Annotated in this window: 15 protein-coding genes and 1 other RNA gene; 14 read left to right on the forward strand and 2 right to left on the reverse strand. The window is 38.7% G+C overall.

Annotation, left to right across the window (positions count from 1 at the left end):
* Window positions 1–12: 12 nt before the first annotated feature.
* Complete coding sequence (locus tag AC4GZ8_RS13970; protein WP_491082493.1) at window positions 13–375, reverse strand: PilZ domain-containing protein; 363 nt, start codon at window positions 373–375, stop codon at window positions 13–15.
* Between the two features lie 334 nt (window positions 376–709).
* Between AC4GZ8_RS13970 and rpoN the strand changes: the two genes are divergently transcribed.
* From rpoN to rnr, 12 genes are all read left to right on the forward strand, one after another.
* The gene (rpoN, locus tag AC4GZ8_RS13975; protein ID WP_491082494.1) at window positions 710–2,002 is read left to right on the forward strand and encodes an RNA polymerase factor sigma-54; all 1,293 of its coding nucleotides are present in this window, start codon (window positions 710–712) and stop codon (window positions 2,000–2,002) included.
* A gap of 26 nt (window positions 2,003–2,028) precedes the next feature.
* Window positions 2,029–2,262, forward strand: a complete 234-nt coding sequence (locus AC4GZ8_RS13980) for a glutaredoxin family protein (protein WP_491082495.1) — start codon at window positions 2,029–2,031, stop codon at window positions 2,260–2,262.
* A 146-nt stretch (window positions 2,263–2,408) separates the two neighbouring features.
* Window positions 2,409–3,431, forward strand: a complete 1,023-nt coding sequence (locus AC4GZ8_RS13985) for a sugar-binding transcriptional regulator (protein ID WP_491082496.1) — start codon at window positions 2,409–2,411, stop codon at window positions 3,429–3,431.
* Between the two features lie 102 nt (window positions 3,432–3,533).
* The gene (gene gap, locus AC4GZ8_RS13990) at window positions 3,534–4,541 is read left to right on the forward strand and encodes a type I glyceraldehyde-3-phosphate dehydrogenase (protein ID WP_175640353.1); all 1,008 of its coding nucleotides are present in this window, start codon (window positions 3,534–3,536) and stop codon (window positions 4,539–4,541) included.
* Between the two features lie 242 nt (window positions 4,542–4,783).
* On the forward strand, window positions 4,784–5,968 hold the full coding sequence (locus AC4GZ8_RS13995; protein ID WP_491082498.1) for a phosphoglycerate kinase: 1,185 nt from the start codon (window positions 4,784–4,786) through the stop codon (window positions 5,966–5,968).
* A gap of 91 nt (window positions 5,969–6,059) precedes the next feature.
* Complete coding sequence (tpiA, locus tag AC4GZ8_RS14000; RefSeq protein ID WP_445089045.1) at window positions 6,060–6,821, forward strand: triose-phosphate isomerase; 762 nt, start codon at window positions 6,060–6,062, stop codon at window positions 6,819–6,821.
* A complete protein-coding gene (gene gpmI / locus AC4GZ8_RS14005) occupies window positions 6,814–8,349 on the forward strand; it encodes a 2,3-bisphosphoglycerate-independent phosphoglycerate mutase (protein ID WP_491082500.1) in 1,536 nt (511 codons plus the stop codon). The genes tpiA and gpmI overlap by 8 nt, the downstream gene beginning before the upstream one ends.
* Window positions 8,350–8,453: 104 nt before the next feature.
* Window positions 8,454–9,746: a phosphopyruvate hydratase gene (eno, locus tag AC4GZ8_RS14010; RefSeq protein WP_491082501.1), complete on the forward strand. Its 1,293-nt coding sequence runs from the start codon at window positions 8,454–8,456 to the stop codon at window positions 9,744–9,746.
* Between the two features lie 235 nt (window positions 9,747–9,981).
* Window positions 9,982–10,980, forward strand: a complete 999-nt coding sequence (locus tag AC4GZ8_RS14015) for a nuclease-related domain-containing protein (RefSeq protein ID WP_491082502.1) — start codon at window positions 9,982–9,984, stop codon at window positions 10,978–10,980.
* Window positions 10,981–11,182: 202 nt separating this feature from the next.
* Window positions 11,183–11,416, forward strand: coding sequence for a preprotein translocase subunit SecG (gene secG, locus AC4GZ8_RS14020; protein ID WP_491082504.1), 234 nt, complete (start codon window positions 11,183–11,185; stop codon window positions 11,414–11,416).
* Window positions 11,417–11,775: 359 nt separating this feature from the next.
* Window positions 11,776–12,516 carry an alpha/beta hydrolase gene (locus AC4GZ8_RS14025; protein ID WP_491082505.1) on the forward strand — a complete coding sequence of 247 codons (741 nt, stop codon included), beginning with the start codon at window positions 11,776–11,778 and terminating at the stop codon, window positions 12,514–12,516.
* A 28-nt stretch (window positions 12,517–12,544) separates the two neighbouring features.
* A complete protein-coding gene (rnr, locus tag AC4GZ8_RS14030; protein ID WP_491082507.1) occupies window positions 12,545–14,884 on the forward strand; it encodes a ribonuclease R in 2,340 nt (779 codons plus the stop codon).
* A 54-nt stretch (window positions 14,885–14,938) separates the two neighbouring features.
* On the opposite strand, the gene AC4GZ8_RS14035 is transcribed toward rnr, so the two are convergent.
* On the reverse strand, window positions 14,939–15,397 hold the full coding sequence (locus AC4GZ8_RS14035) for a GyrI-like domain-containing protein (protein WP_491082508.1): 459 nt from the start codon (window positions 15,395–15,397) through the stop codon (window positions 14,939–14,941).
* A 136-nt stretch (window positions 15,398–15,533) separates the two neighbouring features.
* Here AC4GZ8_RS14035 and smpB point away from each other — a divergent pair, with 136 nt between their 5' ends.
* Together smpB and ssrA are read left to right on the forward strand one after the other, a co-directional pair.
* The gene (gene smpB, locus AC4GZ8_RS14040; RefSeq protein WP_491082509.1) at window positions 15,534–16,001 is read left to right on the forward strand and encodes an SsrA-binding protein SmpB; all 468 of its coding nucleotides are present in this window, start codon (window positions 15,534–15,536) and stop codon (window positions 15,999–16,001) included.
* Between the two features lie 150 nt (window positions 16,002–16,151).
* Window positions 16,152–16,514, forward strand: a transfer-messenger RNA (tmRNA) gene (gene ssrA / locus AC4GZ8_RS14045).
* Window positions 16,515–16,578: the final 64 nt, after the last annotated feature.

Raw genomic sequence — 16,578 nt, forward strand, 5'->3', positions numbered from 1 at the left:
ATAAAAATAGTTTTATTTTTTTTGCTTAGCATACATCTTTAATTCTTCTATAATGACATCTGTAAGGACAGATACATTTACGAATTGAACTCCATAGTTAATCCCGAGTTGAGATTCTTTTCTCCAAACTAAAGTCCCGACAGCATAAATCATATCTGAATTAATTTTAAAGCTTAATTTAATATTGATGTTTTTTTGGTTAATAGGTATATCAAGCTTAGAAGCTAATTTTGCACCACTTGGACTAATGTCAATTAAATTTCCTTCCGCATTTTTCGATTCAAATGGTACGTTATCTATCTCTACAATAGTAAAAATACATGGAAGTGAGGGATTAAATGTATATCGAAAAGGTTCTTTCCTTTTATATTGCATCGAAGTAACTCCTTTAAATGAATAAACAGTAAAAGTTTATTATCTTTTTCTAAAAATAATATACCATTTTCAAAGATAACCATCTATTGAAAAATAAAGTATTCAAGTACATTGATATGTGTACAAAGAAAAATTGGATGGGATGATCATTCACATCGTAAATTTTGCATTTTTTAATTACAGAATCATAAGCATGTAGTAGGATAGTATGTAGGAGTTTGTAAAAGGTCTGAATAAGTATAGCAACCAACATTTTGTTGAAAACGCTTTCCGTTTGTGTTCTGAGCACTTTATTCACAATTGCGTATAGAATGTAAAGTAGGAGGAAACTAAAATGAAAATGGATTTAGTGCACCAACAGAGTTTAAAACTTAATATGACTCAAGAACTGCAACAAGCCATCTCACTTTTGCAATATTCCTCGGCAGATTTGCTTTCATATGTTCGAGAGCTTACACTAGAAAATCCTCTAATTGAAGTAAAGGAGAGCAGGCAGTCACCTTTTCGGCAGTCAAGATCTTCCTCAAACAAGCAATCCTTCATTGAAAATACCGTAAAAGAAAAAACAAATCTTCGTGATCATCTGCGCGATCAGTTGATAGATTTTTCATTATCAAAGCAAGACCGTGCTTGCCTTGAACTACTTATTCATGCATTGGATTCAAACGGGTATATAAAAGACTCACTTGAAGAACTGGCTCTTATCATGAATGTAGACGAAGAAGTACTTGAAAGTAAATTGTATTTTCTTCAAAGCTTAGAGCCGGCAGGAGTCGGTGCCCGTTCTCTTCAGGAGTGCATTTTACTGCAACTAAGACGACTAAAAACCAGAAATCAGCTGGCGGAAACGATTATCTCTGACCATTTTCGTTTATTTGCTGAAAAGTCTTGGAAAGAACTTTCCAAGATCTTAAAAATAAAAATGACTCACATACAAGAAATTCATGAAATCATTAAACAACTGGAACCTAGACCCGGGTTAAAGTATGGAGTGGATGAGAGCACATATGTGACACCTGATATGATGATAAAGGAAGTAAATGGTGCCTGGCATATCGTGTACAATGATAAAATCATCCCGCAACTAATGGTTCATGATCCTTCTGTGGCGAGCGGCTCGTTTACAATTGATAAAGAAACGAAAAGCTATTACGCCAAAAATGTCACTCAAGGTAAATGGCTTGTGCGGGCTATTGAACAAAGAAAAGAAACAATGATCAATGTAATGAATGAAATTTTAAAAAGGCAAATTGATTTTTTCACTAAAGGGAAAGGTGCATTAAAGCCCTTAACATTAAAAGATATTGCAGATACGTTAGACATCCATGAATCAACTGTCAGTCGTACAGTAAAAGACAAGTTTGTGCAAACCCCGCATGGACTAATGAATATGAAGTCTTTTTTCTCAACAAAGTTATCAGAAGATCAAGGAGATGTTTCTGCTTCATCAGTGAAATTGAAGCTTAAGGAAGTGATAGATTCAGAGAATAAGAAAAAGCCATTGTCAGATCAAAAAATAGCCAATACCCTTAAAACGTTGTATGATATTGATATTTCCAGAAGAACGGTAACAAAGTATCGTGAACAATTAAATATTCCAATATCTTCAATAAGGAAAGAATATTAATTACGAAATGGAAGTGCTAAGCAGCTGTGAAGAAAGTAATCTTTTATTCGAAAGAAAATTGTTCGTTGTGTGATAAAGGATTGGCCATTATTCATGAATTACAAGAAGAGTTTGATTTTGAGTATAAAGTAGTCGATATTTATCAAGATGATGAGCTTTTGGAGAAGTTTCAAATTATGATTCCAGTCGTAGAAATAGCAGAAGAAGTGGTCACATACGGAATTTTGGATAAAGATTCCATAAGAAAGCGATTACTTTAAAAAGTCAGTAAACATTTCTTGAATATGCCATTTTCCCCTGTTAAAATAAAATTATGGCAAGGGAGATTTTTTTTTGAGATGGTGGGACATAATACGTCACAGAGGGACCATTTTAGTCCATATCGACTCAGAGAGGGATAGCAAAAATGAAATCACTTATCACAGTACAAAAGAAATTATTGCCTGACCTCTTGCAGGTTATGCAAAAACGCTATCAAATCCTTCAGTACATACGATTAATGCAGCCGATTGGACGCAGAAGTCTCTCAATTAGCCTGGGCATTAGTGAAAGAATTTTAAGAAATGAAGTTCAGTTTCTGAAGGATCAAAATCTGATTGACATTCAAACTTCAGGTATGACCTTGACAGATGAGGGAACGTCTTTACTAATTCACCTCGAAGAAATGATGAAAGATGTTTTAGGATTGTCTTCTTTGGAAAATACATTAAAGGAGAAATTCAATTTAAACAGAGTCATTGTTGTCTCAGGTGATAGTGATCAATCTCCATGGGTTAAAAAAGAAATGGGAAGAGCATGTGTAACATGTATAAAGGAGCGTTTAACGGGCAATAATATCGTCGCTGTTACCGGCGGAACGACACTTGCAGCAGTTGCCGAAATGATGACTCCCGACAGTAAAATCCGCGATACTTTATTCGTCCCGGCACGTGGAGGATTAGGGGAAACAGTTGAAAATCAAGCGAACACAATTTGTGCCAAAATGGCCGAGCGTGCGAGTGGAAATTATCGACTTCTGTATGCACCTGATCAACAACTTAGTAAAGATGCCTACCAGGCCATTATTGAAGAACCGTCGATTAAAGAAACTTTAACAATCTTGAAATCAGCCAGTATGGTCGTTCATGGAATAGGGGACGCTAAAACAATGGCGGAACGTCGAAAAACTCCGAAGGAACATTTTCGGAAGATTATCGAAGGAAAGGCTGTTGCTGAAGCGTTTGGTTACTATTTTGACCAGCAAGGTGAGATTGTACATAAAGTTCAGACGGTCGGTATTCAATTAGATGACATCGAGGAAATTCCATCTGTTATCTCTGTAGCAGGCGGGGCCTCAAAAGCAAAGGCGATTAAAGCCTATATGAAACAATCGCTGGATTCTGTTCTTATAACAGATGAAGCGGCAGCAAATGAGTTAATAAGGGATTAACACTCCCTGATTATAAAAAGTTCTTACTCTTTAAGAGTAGAACCATTTCTTATGAAAGTGTCCAAGATATAATCATGGACAAATTAAAGGAGGAAATTAATCATGGCAGTAAAAATCGGTATTAATGGTTTTGGTCGTATTGGACGTAATGTATTCCGTGCAGCTTTAAAAAATCCTAACGTTGACGTAGTAGCAGTTAACGACTTAACAGATGCTAACATGTTAGCTCATCTTTTAAAATATGATTCTGTACACGGAAAATTAGATGCAGAAGTTTCTGTTGACGGTAACAACCTTGTTGTTGACGGAAAAACAATCCAAGTTTCAGCTGAGCGTGACCCAGCAAAATTATCTTGGGGTGCTCAAGGTGTTGAAATCGTTGTTGAATCTACTGGTTTCTTCACAAAACGTGCAGATGCTGCGAAACACTTAGAAGCAGGCGCTAAAAAAGTTATCATCTCTGCTCCAGCAAGCGACGAAGATATCACAATCGTTATGGGTGTTAACGAAGATAAATACGATGCTGCTAGCCACGATGTAATCTCTAACGCATCTTGTACGACTAACTGCTTAGCTCCATTTGCTAAAGTATTAAACGATAAATTCGGTATCAAACGTGGAATGATGACAACTGTTCACTCATACACAAATGACCAACAAATCCTAGACTTACCACATAAAGACTACCGTCGTGCTCGTGCGGCAGCTGAGAACATCATCCCAACTTCAACTGGTGCTGCGAAAGCTGTTTCTCTAGTATTACCTGAATTAAAAGGTAAATTAAACGGTGGCGCTATGCGTGTTCCAACTCCAAACGTTTCTTTAGTTGACTTAGTTGCTGAGTTAGAGAAAGAAGTAACTGTTGACGAAGTAAACGCAGCATTAAAAGAAGCTGCTGAAGGCGATCTTAAAGGTATCCTTGGATACAGCGAAGAGCCATTAGTATCTGGTGACTACAATGGTAACATCAACTCTTCTACAATTGATGCATTATCAACAATGGTAATGGAAGGCCAAATGGTAAAAGTAATCTCTTGGTATGACAACGAAAGTGGTTACTCTAACCGCGTAGTTGACCTTGCTGACTACCTAGCTTCTAAAGGTCTTTAATTCTTAAGAGTTATCGAACTATATAGCTATAAACCAATGGGGAAAGGGGATCATCCCCTTTCCCTTTTATTTTAGAAACATAGGCTTTATACTAAGTTTTGGTGTCTAGCTGCAGCGCCTAGGCCCTCGAGTCACAAGCCAATCCTCACTGAAAGGTAAAGTACACCTTTCTGTGAGGCTTGTCTTGTGCTTGTCGAGGCTGAACAAGGCGCTTACGCATTTCAATTTAGGGAGGGCTTTTCATGAACAAAAAGTCAGTTAAAGACATTGATGTAAAAGGGAAAGTCGTCTTTTGTCGCGTTGATTTTAACGTACCGATGAAGGATGGACAAGTTACAGATGAAACACGTATTCGTGCAGCTTTACCAACAATTCAATACTTAAGTGAACAAGGTGCAAAAGTTGTACTAGCTAGTCACTTAGGGCGTCCAAAAGGTGAAGTAGTTGAAGAGTTACGCTTAAATGCTGTAGCAGAAAAACTACAAGAGCTTTCTGGTAAAAATGTTGTAAAAACAGATGAAGCTTACGGCGATGCGGTTAAAGCTGAAATTGCTAAATTAGAAGAAGGCGGACTTCTATTACTAGAAAACGTACGTTTCTATGCTGGTGAAGAGAAAAATGATCCAGAATTAGCAAAAGCATTTGCTGACCTTGCTGATGTTTATGTAAACGATGCGTTCGGAGCAGCACACCGTGCACATGCTTCTACTGAAGGGATTGCAAAACATATCCCAGCAGTTGCTGGTTTCTTAATGGAAAAAGAGCTTGAAGTATTAGGTAAAGCACTTTCTAATCCAGATCGTCCATTCACAGCAATCATTGGTGGAGCAAAAGTTAAAGATAAAATTGGTGTAATCGATAATTTACTTGATAAAGTGGACAACTTAATCATTGGTGGCGGATTAGCTTACACTTTCATCAAAGCTTTAGGCCATGATGTTGGTAAATCACTATTAGAAGAAGACAAAATTGATTTAGCGAAATCATACCTTGATACAGCAAAAGAAAAAGGCGTAAACTTCTACATGCCTGTAGATGTAGTTGTAGCTGATGATTTCTCAAATGATGCAAACACACAAGTTGTATCAATTGACAGTATCCCAAGTGATTGGGAAGGTCTTGATGCAGGTCCTAAAACACGTGAAATCTACGCTGACGTGATCAAAAACTCTAAGCTTGTGATCTGGAACGGACCAATGGGTGTATTCGAATTAGATACATTCGCGGGTGGTACAAAAGCAGTTGCAGAAGCATTAGCTGAGGCAAATGATACATATTCCGTTATCGGAGGAGGAGATTCAGCTGCCGCTGTCGAAAAGTTCAATTTGGCTGACAAAATGAGCCACATTTCAACAGGCGGTGGAGCATCTCTTGAATTTATGGAAGGTAAAGAGCTTCCAGGTGTAGTAGCATTAAACGATAAATAAAAAATAATACAAAACGTTTGAAAGATACTGGGTTAGTCGCAGCATCTACCTGACTTCAAACATGTTGTATGCAATGAGGATGGTGTAGGAAATGAGAAAACCAATTATCGCAGGTAACTGGAAAATGAACAAAGTCTCTTCTGAAGCTAGAAGCTTTGTTGAAGAAGTAAAAAGCCTGGTACCTAACGCAGAAAATGTGGACTCAGTAGTTTGTGCTCCAGCTCTATTTTTAGAAAGCCTTGTAGGTTTAACAGAAGGCAGTGACCTAAAAGTAGGTGCACAAAACATGCACTTTGAAGAAAATGGAGCGTTCACTGGCGAAATTAGCCCTGTTGCACTTAAAGATTTAGGTGTTAGCTACGTGATCTTAGGACACTCTGAGCGCAGAGAAATGTTCGCTGAAACTGATGAAACAGTTAACAAAAAGACTCTAGCTGCATTCAAACATGGTTTAACACCAATCGTTTGCTGTGGTGAAACATTAGAAGAGCGTGAAGCAGGTAAAACAAATGATCTTGTTGGAGACCAAGTAAAGAAAGCTTTACAAGGTTTATCAGAAGATCAAGTAAAAGAAACTGTTATTGCGTATGAGCCAATTTGGGCAATCGGAACTGGTAAATCTTCATCTGCTGAAGATGCAAATGAAGTATGTGCACACATCCGTCAAGTAGTTGCAGAACAATTTTCATCTGACGTTGCACAAGCAGTTCGCATTCAATACGGCGGCAGCGTAAAACCAGCTAACATTAAAGAATATATGGCACAGCCTGATATCGATGGTGCATTAGTTGGTGGAGCTAGCTTAGAAGCACAATCTTTCCTTCAACTTTTGGAGGGTAGCAGCAATGAGTAAAGCACCAGTTGCATTGATTATTCTTGACGGATTTGCATGCCGCCAGGAAACACAAGGGAATGCTGTTGCACATGCGAAAAAACCTAACTTTGATCGCTATTGGAATCAGTACCCGCACGCTCAACTAACAGCTTCCGGTGAAGCCGTTGGTCTACCTGAAGGGCAAATGGGGAACTCTGAGGTTGGTCACTTAAACATTGGGGCTGGACGTGTTGTGTACCAGAGCTTAACTCGTGTAAATGTTGCGATCCGTGAAGGTGAATTTGAGAAAAATGAAACATTCACAGAAGCAATTAATCATGTAAAGAAAAATGGCACAAGCCTTCACCTATTCGGTCTTTTATCTGATGGTGGAGTTCATAGCCATATTCAACATTTATATGCACTTTTACAGCTAGCAGCTAAAGAAGGCGTTGAAAAAGTTTACATCCATGGTTTCCTAGATGGTCGTGATGTTGGTCCGAAAACGGCAAAAGTTTACTTGGATGAACTTCAAGCAAAAATCAAAGAATACGGTGTCGGGGAAATTGCAACATTGTCTGGACGCTACTATTCAATGGACCGAGATAAGCGTTGGGATCGTGTAGAAAAGTCTTACCGTGCGATGGTTTACGGTGAAGGTCCTACTTACAGCACTCCTGATGAGCTAATCGAGGATTCTTATAACAATGGAATTTTTGACGAATTCGTGATTCCATCTGTTATGACAAAAGAAGACGGTTCACCTGTAGCTACAATTCAAGACAATGATGCGGTGATTTTTTATAATTTCCGCCCTGACCGTGCAATTCAAATTTCAAACACGTTTACAAATGAAGATTTCCGTTCATTTGATCGTGGAGAAAAACATCCTCAACACCTTCACTTTGTGTGTTTAACACACTTCAGTGAAACAGTTGACGGATATGTGGCGTTCAAGCCAACAAACCTTGATAATACGCTCGGTGAAGTATTATCACAAAACAACCTTACACAGCTTCGAATTGCGGAAACGGAAAAATATCCACATGTTACGTTCTTTATGAGTGGTGGACGTGAAGAGAAGTTTCCTGGTGAAGAACGAATCTTAATTGATTCTCCAAAAGTTGCGACATATGATTTGCAGCCTGAAATGAGTGCCTACGAAGTAACGGAGGCGTTACTAGGCGAAATTGCAGCTGACAAATTTGATGCGATTCTTTTGAACTTTGCTAATCCTGATATGGTTGGGCACTCCGGAATGCTTGAACCAACAATCAAAGCAATCGAAACGGTTGATGAGTGCCTTGGTAAGATTGTTGATGCGATTATCGCTAAAGGCGGTAAAGCGATCATCACCGCTGACCATGGTAACTCAGACGAAGTTGTTACATTGCAAGGTGAGCCTATGACAGCTCACACGACAAACCCAGTACCAGTCATTGTGACTGAAAATGGAGTAACTCTTCGTGACGGTGGTATTTTAGGAGATCTGGCACCAACAATGCTTGATCTATTAAACATTGATAAACCAGTTGAAATGACTGGAACAACTTTAATTAAGAAGTAAGACCTTTTGCAAAGAAGGGAACCCCAAAGTCGGCCGCAGAGGGGAACCCGGAATGCCGTAATTGAACAAACTATAAATTTTTTATAAAAAGGAGATTAAACAATATGCCATACATTGTAGACGTATATGCTCGTGAAGTATTAGACTCTCGCGGTAACCCAACAGTAGAAGTAGAAGTACACACAGAATCAGGCGCTATGGGACGTGCATTAGTACCAAGTGGTGCTTCAACTGGTGAATATGAAGCAGTTGAGCTTCGTGACGGTGATAAAGAACGCTACCTAGGAAAAGGTGTTCTACAAGCTGTTAAAAACGTAAACGAATTAATCGCTCCAGAATTACTTGGTTTCGAAGTAACTGAGCAAATCGCAATCGACCAAGCGTTAATCGAGCTTGATGGTACAGATAACAAAGGTAAACTAGGTGCGAACGCAATCCTTGGTGTATCTATGGCTGTTGCTCGTGCTGCTGCAGATTACTTACAAGTTCCTTTATACCAATATCTTGGCGGTTTCAGCGCGAAAACTCTTCCAGTTCCAATGATGAACATCGTTAACGGTGGAGAGCACGCTGATAACAACGTTGACATCCAAGAATTCATGATCATGCCTGTAGGTGCTGAAAACTTCCGTGAAGCACTACGTATGGGTGCAGAAATCTTCCATAGCCTAAAATCAGTATTAAAAGGTAAAGGCCTTAACACTGCTGTAGGTGATGAAGGTGGATTCGCTCCAAACTTAGGTTCAAACGAAGAAGCTCTTCAAACTATCATCGAAGCAATCGAAAAAGCTGGTTACAAACCAGGTGAGCAAGTAATGCTAGCTATGGATGCTGCATCTTCTGAGTTCTACAACAAAGAAGACGGTAAATACCACCTTTCTGGTGAAGGTGTTGTGAAAACATCTGCAGAAATGGTTGACTGGTACGAAGAAATGGCTTCTAAATACCCAATCATCTCTATCGAAGACGGTTTAGATGAAAACGACTGGGAAGGTCACAAACTATTAACTGAACGCCTTGGCGGTAAAGTTCAACTTGTTGGTGACGACCTATTCGTTACAAACACTAAGAAGCTTTCTGAAGGTATTGAAAAAGGAATCGGTAACTCAATCCTTATCAAAGTTAACCAAATCGGTACACTTACTGAAACGTTCGAAGCAATCGAAATGGCAAAACGCGCTGGTTACACTGCAGTAATCTCTCACCGTTCTGGTGAAACAGAAGACAGCACAATCGCTGACATCGCGGTTGCAACAAACGCTGGCCAAATCAAAACTGGTGCTCCATCACGTACAGACCGTGTTGCGAAATACAACCAACTTCTACGTATCGAAGACCAATTACAAGACGCTTCAAGATACGATGGAATCAAAACTTTCTATAACTTAAAGAAATAATGTAAGATGAGGGAACTGCCGCTTTATGCGGCAGTTTTTGTGTGTGTGGAGTTTTGGCGAATTTTGTCTAATCGAAGATAAATAGTCGGAAATCGTGAATAAGTTCTCGGAATCGAAAATAACTTCTTAGAATCGAAAAAATCAAATCAAAAATAGAAAATAAATCTTAGATCTTAGCAGGACTTCCGGGAAAAGCATGGAACATATATAGCAAAACCAAATATGGAGTGAGATCATGATCATAAAAACCCGAGAAATCCCCCGTACTATCCTTCAATTAGAAGCTTTGCTCAAGAGATTACCTCAAAACCATTCGAAAGTCCCACAAATTATTGAAGAATTAAATATAAGAAACGCTGGTTTTAAAGGAGAACTAGCTATTGAATATCCACTAAGCCTTTTGGAGGAAAAAGACTACTATATCTTTCACAACCTAAGACTAAAAACGAACAAACACTATTTTCAACTAGATACATTGATTTTAACTTCAAAAGTGGCAATTATCCTCGAAGTGAAAAATTATTCCGGGACTATCTTCTTTGATCCAGAATTTAAACAGCTTATTCAAATAAAGGATGGAGTTGAAAAAGGATATCCTTATCCACTAACACAATTAGAGCGTCATGAATTACAGCTAAAAGAGTGGTTATTGCAAAATAAATTAAATCCAATAAACATCACTTCACTAGTCGTTATTAGCAATCCTTATTCAATTATCCGCACCTCTGCACAAGAGAAATTCCTTCATCAAAAAATTATCCACAAAGAAGATTTACCTACCAAAATACCTCTTTTAGTAAAATCCCAAAACAAGCACACACTTGATGAAAAAGAACTGAAAAAAATTTCTCGCAAATTAATTAAGCAACATACTGAAAGAGATTCCTCTATACTTGAAAGGTTTAAACTTAATGAAAGCGAGCTATTAAAAGGAGCGATATGTAAGCACTGTGGATCACTCCCTCTCGTTAGAATAAAAGCAAATTGGCACTGCCCAGCTTGTCAAAATAAAGACAAACAAGCCCATATTTCAGCTCTTAATGATTATAAATTACTTATTAAGCCAAAAATAACAAATTGTGAACTAAGAGATTTTCTATCAATAGACTCTGTAGCATCGGCAAGTAGATTACTGAAATCAATGAACCTGCCGTATAGTGGGGAAAAGAAAGGAAGGGTTTACTATTTAAAGGAGTGGGGTGAAGTGTGTCGAAAAATGTCTAATAGTGAATAAATCTTGATAATCGAAAATATAATCCAAGAATAGATTATAAATTCTTATTATCGAGAAAAAGCCCCCAAAATCGAAAATAACACAACAAATTTCAAACCTTGCTCCCTAATTACCCACCATTTCCAACTTAATATTGTATCCCCCACCCACTTATGGTACATTTAAACTATCTATTTGTGCGCATTTCAGGAGGTGTCAACTCATGCATACAGCATTAATTATTCTACTTGTTCTCGTTTCTATCGCTTTAATTACAGTTGTGTTATTACAATCTGGTAAAAGTGCAGGATTATCAGGTGCGATCTCTGGTGGTGCTGAGCAGCTTTTTGGTAAGCAGAAGGCTCGTGGTTTGGATTTAATTTTACACCGCGCAACGATTGTATTATCCGTATTATTTTTTGTTTTGACAGTTTTAGTGGCATATGTCGTACAATAATGATAAAGAGTAAGGGTCTGTAGAAACAGGCTCTTTTTTTTATCATCTAGGAAATTATAAAATTCTTGTACTGTGGATAAGCGCACGGCATCCAGCTCCAGCTCCCAGCAACTAGTGAACTTCACACTCCTCCTTACGATAAGTCAACATCGAATCGCTATCGCTCTTCGTGTTTCCTTTATCTCATACGGAGTGCTCCAGTTCATACGTTGCTAAACGGGCGCTTGCGCTTTTGTTCTTAAGTGAACATATTGGTCAAGCTCTAGTAAGTTTGTTTAAAATAGTATACATACTGTAAGTAATACTGAAAGCCCATCTGGGTTAAACTAAATAAAAGATGTAGAAGGAGTCACAAAGAAATGAAAAGAGTTTTACCAAAGCCATTTACGTTTGAAGGTGGAGACAAAGCCGTGTTGTTATTACACGGATTTACAGGAAATACAGCAGATGTACGTATGCTTGCGCGCTACTTAAGTGAGAGAGGGTATACCTGTCACGCCCCACAATACAAAGGACATGGAGTACCGCCAGAAGAGCTTGTTCACACAGGGCCCGAAGATTGGTGGAAGGATGTCGAAGAGGGGTATGAGCATTTAAAACAAATGGGATTTGAAGATATTGCTGTTGGGGGCTTATCTCTTGGTGGAGTGTTTTCCTTAAAATTAGGTTATACAATGCCAGTTAAGGGTATTATTCCAATGTGTGCGCCAATGTATATTAAAAGTGAGGAAGTTATGTATCAAGGCGTACTTGAGTATGCTAGAAACTATAAGAAGTTTGAAGGAAAAACTCCAGAGCAAATTGAAGAAGAGATGAAGGAATTCGAAAAAACGCCTATGAATACATTAAAAGCGTTGCAGGAGTTAATTGCAGATGTGCGTAATAATGTGGATATGATTTACTCGCCAACCTTTGTTGTACAAGCTAGACATGATCACATGATTAACACGGATAGTGCAAATATTATTTATAACGAAGTAGAAAATGATCATAAACAAATAAAATGGTACGAGGAATCCGGGCACGTGATCACACTTGATAAAGAGCGTGACCAATTGCACGAGGATGTGTATCAATTTTTAGAGAGCCTTGATTGGTAAACATAAAAAATATAAGGAGGATGATGACATGGACCAAGACATTCAAGTACATATTGATAAGCTTCTGTCTTTTATGAAGGAAGAGGCCTATAAGCCATTAACGGTTCAGGAGCTTGAAGAAGCATTCGGAATTGAAGACTCTGCGGTGTTCAAGGACTTTGTGAAGGCATTAGTTGTTATGGAAGACCAAGGATTAGTTGTTCGTACGCGAAGCAATCGCTATGGCTTGCCAGAAAAAATGAATCTCATAAAGGGGAAATTAATTGGTCATGCAAAAGGGTTTGCATTTGTTGATCCAGAAGATACAAGCTTAGATGATATTTTTATTCCGCCGACAGAGCTAAAAACGGCGATGCATGGAGATGTTGTTATTGTAAGAGTTAGCCCCAAAACAGGTGGTTCAAGACAAGAAGGAACCATTATCAGAATTTTAGAGCGCGGGGTAACCGAAGTAGTCGGTACCTATACAGAAAGTAAAAACTTTGGATTTGTCATTCCTGATGATAAAAAAATAGCTAATGATATTTTCATTCCGAAAAATGCGTCAAATGGAGCGGTTGAGGGACATAAAGTTGTTGTTAAACTAACAACATACCCTGAGGGACGAATGAGTGCTGAGGGAGAAGTGATTGAAATTTTGGGTCATAAAAATGATCCTGGTGTTGATATTTTATCAGTCATCCATAAGCACGGACTTCCAGGTCCATTCCCGGTTGAAGCGTTGGAACAAGCAAACGATGTACCAGAAACAATAAAAGAAGAAGATCTAAAGGATCGCCGCGATCTTCGAAACGAAACAATCGTCACAATTGACGGAGCAGATGCAAAAGATTTGGATGATGCAGTAACCGTTCAAAAGTTAGAAAACGGAAACTATAAACTAGGTGTCCATATCGCGGATGTCAGTCATTATGTAACAGAACAGTCACCGATTGATCGGGAAGCTCTAGACCGCGGGACAAGTGTGTACTTAGTTGACCGAGTGATTCCGATGATCCCGCATCGACTATCAAATGGGATTTGTTCATTAAATCCAAAGGTAGATCGCCTTACATTATCATGTGAAATGGAAGTTGATGAAACAGGAACTGTGGTTAATCACGAAATCTTCCAAAGTGTCATCAAAACAACAGAACGAATGACCTACTCTGATGTGAATAAGATTTTAGAGGATCGTGATGAAGAGCTTTTACAAAAATATGAGCCGTTAATTCCAATGTTTGAACTCATGGGTGAGCTTGCTCAAGTGTTACGAACAAAAAGAATGACTCGCGGTGCGATTGACTTTGATTTTAAAGAAGCTAAGGTCCTTGTTGATAAAGAGGGAAATCCTACAGAGGTTGTGCTCCGTGAGCGTTCTGTAGCGGAACGTCTTATCGAGGAATTCATGCTTTTAGCAAATGAAACGGTGGCTGAGCATTTCCACTGGATGAATGTACCGTTTATTTATCGTATTCACGAAGATCCAAATGCAGAAAAATTACAGCGTTTCTTAGAGTTTATTACAAACTTTGGCTATACAGTAAAAGGATCAGGAAACGATATTCACCCAAGAGCTCTGCAAAATATTTTAGAGGAAGTCTCAGGTACACCTGAAGAAACGGTGATTTCAACTGTCATGCTTCGTTCCATGAAGCAAGCAAAATATGATCCAGAGAGCCTTGGACATTTTGGACTTGCAACAGAGTATTATACACATTTTACATCACCAATTCGTCGTTATCCTGACCTAATCGTTCATCGATTAATAAGAACATATTTAATTGAAGGAAAAGTCGATGAGGAAACACGTTCAAGCTGGGCTGAGAGTCTTCCTGTTATTGCTGAACACTCTTCTAATATGGAGAGAAGAGCAGTTGAAGCAGAACGTGAAACAGATGAATTGAAAAAAGCTGAATATATGCTTGATAAAATTGGTGAAGAATACGACGGTATCATCAGCTCTGTCACAAACTTTGGTATGTTTGTTGAGCTGCCTAATACGATTGAAGGTCTTGTCCACGTAAGTTATATGACAGATGACTATTATCGCTATGATGAGAGTCACTATGCGATGATTGGTGAACGTACAGGAAATGTGTACCGCATTGGTGATGAAATTACTGTACGTGTCGTAAACGTAAATAAAGACGAACGCTCAATCGACTTTGAAATTGTCGGTATGAAAGGGACAAGAAGACTTCAGGCTAAAGAAACACCAAAAGTTATTGTGGCGGGGAATGGCAGAAAAGATTCTACTTCACGCGCCAATGGAAAAAAACGTGAAAGTGACAGAGATGGAGAATGGTCAACTCGTCCACCACGCAAAAAGAAGAAAAAGCATTATGAAAATTCTCCAAAAGCAAAGCGGAAAAAGAAAAAGAGATAAAAGGAAAAAATGGGGTAGGCTTTATATGAATAAAGTTAACCCCATTTCGTTCTCCTAGATCTTAATTGGTACCATAATAGTTAGTTCAGGATCATCTTTCAAAGGATCATACCTAATTGGATAAGCATCAATTTGACCGATGTGTTGATCATTCACTTGGTAGCCGTGCTCTTCGATCCATTTGTAAAGGGAAAAGTAGGCTTCTTGGACTTTTGAACCTTTGTAATCAAGTGCTGCGTATGTGTTCTCTTCGAACTCAAAGACTGAAAGTCCATGTGATGTATATACATCATTTTCTTCGACACAAATATAATAGGTAAACCCGTTAGGAATATTGTGAACAGAGATTCCATAGATGGATTGGTTATCCTTTAATACAGGGTCGCTCAAAATTTGCTGTCGGAATTGATGTAGAACTTTCCTTATATCTCCCTGGTCAGCTTGCTTAAATGTACCTTGCCACATAATACCTATTCCTTGAAAAGCAGATTTTTCTATTAGTTTTACGTCCATAGCTCACCTCGTACTATCGATTTGCCTAATAGTTTCGATACTGTAAACATCATATCCTGCTTTTGTATTATAATTGAGTTACCGTCCATTTTTTGTTAAAATAGTACGTATCGCTATATCGAGGGGAGGGAATACAATGCCTAAAGGAATGGGAAAAGCATTAGCGCAAAATAAAAAAGCTAATCATGATTACGCCATTGAGGAAACATTTGAGGCTGGCATTGTCCTTCAAGGTACGGAAATAAAGTCAATTCGTAATGGACGTGTAAACTTAAAGGATTCTTACGCACGTATTGAACGCGGTGAGGTTTTCTTGCTTAATATGCATGTGAGTCCTTATGAACAAGGGAACCGTTACAACCATGATCCATTAAGACCAAGAAAGCTTTTGTTAAAAAAACGTGAAATCGCCAAACTAATTGGGGCCACAAAAGAAGAGGGTTATGCACTTGTACCATTAAAGATGTACATCAAAAATGGTTATGCAAAAGTGTTAATCGGCCTTGGAAAAGGGAAAAAGAAATACGACAAACGTGAGGATCTTAAGAAGAAAGAAGCAAAACGTGATATCGAACGTGCCTTCAGAGAACGTCAGAAAATGTAGTGGGAAAACCTTACAATTGCAATTTTAGGTCAATCTGCTATAATAGTCTTTGTAAGGCAGTCAACTTACTTTTAAAACTTCATAAGCAATTAAGCTTATTCTATCTTTAAACTTCCCGTATTCCCTAGCTGGTATAATACGGCTTATCATGGGGACGTTACGGATTCGACAGGGATAGTTCGAGCTTAGGTTGCGGGCCGAAGGGATCGTCTTCGTAAAAACGTCACGCCAATAATAACTGGCAAATCTAACAATAACTTAGCTTTAGCAGCTTAATAACTGCTTAGCTGTTCCTCCCTCCATCGTCCATGTGGTAGGGTAAGGGACTCACTCTTAGTGGACTACGCCTAATTCCTCCGTCTGGGGATGATGGAAGAGACCAATCAGACTAGCTGCTCTGACGCCTGTCGATAGGCATAGGAGTTAGCGAAACCGCAAATATATCGACTACGCTCGTAGACGCTTAAGTGCCGTTATGTCTGGACGAGGGTTCGACTCCCTCCGTCTCCACCAAAATACATAGTTTGGTGGTTAATTACGAAAACTTCCACAGACCTACCAAATGCGGTAGGTCTGT

It is taken from the genome of Metabacillus sp. RB-C-LZQ-3-1, from assembly GCF_058315175.1.

Excerpts from the sequence above, each read along its gene's own strand:
- AC4GZ8_RS13970 (WP_491082493.1), bottom strand. The coding sequence starts at position 375 with ATGCAATATAAAAGGAAAGAACCTTTTCGATATACATTTAATCCCTCA.
- rpoN (WP_491082494.1), top strand. The coding sequence starts at position 710 with ATGAAAATGGATTTAGTGCACCAACAGAGTTTAAAACTTAATATGACT.
- AC4GZ8_RS13985 (WP_491082496.1), top strand. The coding sequence starts at position 2,409 with ATGAAATCACTTATCACAGTACAAAAGAAATTATTGCCTGACCTCTTG.
- gap (WP_175640353.1), top strand. The coding sequence starts at position 3,534 with ATGGCAGTAAAAATCGGTATTAATGGTTTTGGTCGTATTGGACGTAAT.
- AC4GZ8_RS13995 (WP_491082498.1), top strand. The coding sequence starts at position 4,784 with ATGAACAAAAAGTCAGTTAAAGACATTGATGTAAAAGGGAAAGTCGTC.
- tpiA (WP_445089045.1), top strand. The coding sequence starts at position 6,060 with ATGAGAAAACCAATTATCGCAGGTAACTGGAAAATGAACAAAGTCTCT.
- gpmI (WP_491082500.1), top strand. The coding sequence starts at position 6,814 with ATGAGTAAAGCACCAGTTGCATTGATTATTCTTGACGGATTTGCATGC.
- eno (WP_491082501.1), top strand. The coding sequence starts at position 8,454 with ATGCCATACATTGTAGACGTATATGCTCGTGAAGTATTAGACTCTCGC.
- AC4GZ8_RS14015 (WP_491082502.1), top strand. The coding sequence starts at position 9,982 with ATGATCATAAAAACCCGAGAAATCCCCCGTACTATCCTTCAATTAGAA.
- secG (WP_491082504.1), top strand. The coding sequence starts at position 11,183 with ATGCATACAGCATTAATTATTCTACTTGTTCTCGTTTCTATCGCTTTA.
- AC4GZ8_RS14025 (WP_491082505.1), top strand. The coding sequence starts at position 11,776 with ATGAAAAGAGTTTTACCAAAGCCATTTACGTTTGAAGGTGGAGACAAA.
- rnr (WP_491082507.1), top strand. The coding sequence starts at position 12,545 with ATGGACCAAGACATTCAAGTACATATTGATAAGCTTCTGTCTTTTATG.
- AC4GZ8_RS14035 (WP_491082508.1), bottom strand. The coding sequence starts at position 15,397 with ATGGACGTAAAACTAATAGAAAAATCTGCTTTTCAAGGAATAGGTATT.
- smpB (WP_491082509.1), top strand. The coding sequence starts at position 15,534 with ATGCCTAAAGGAATGGGAAAAGCATTAGCGCAAAATAAAAAAGCTAAT.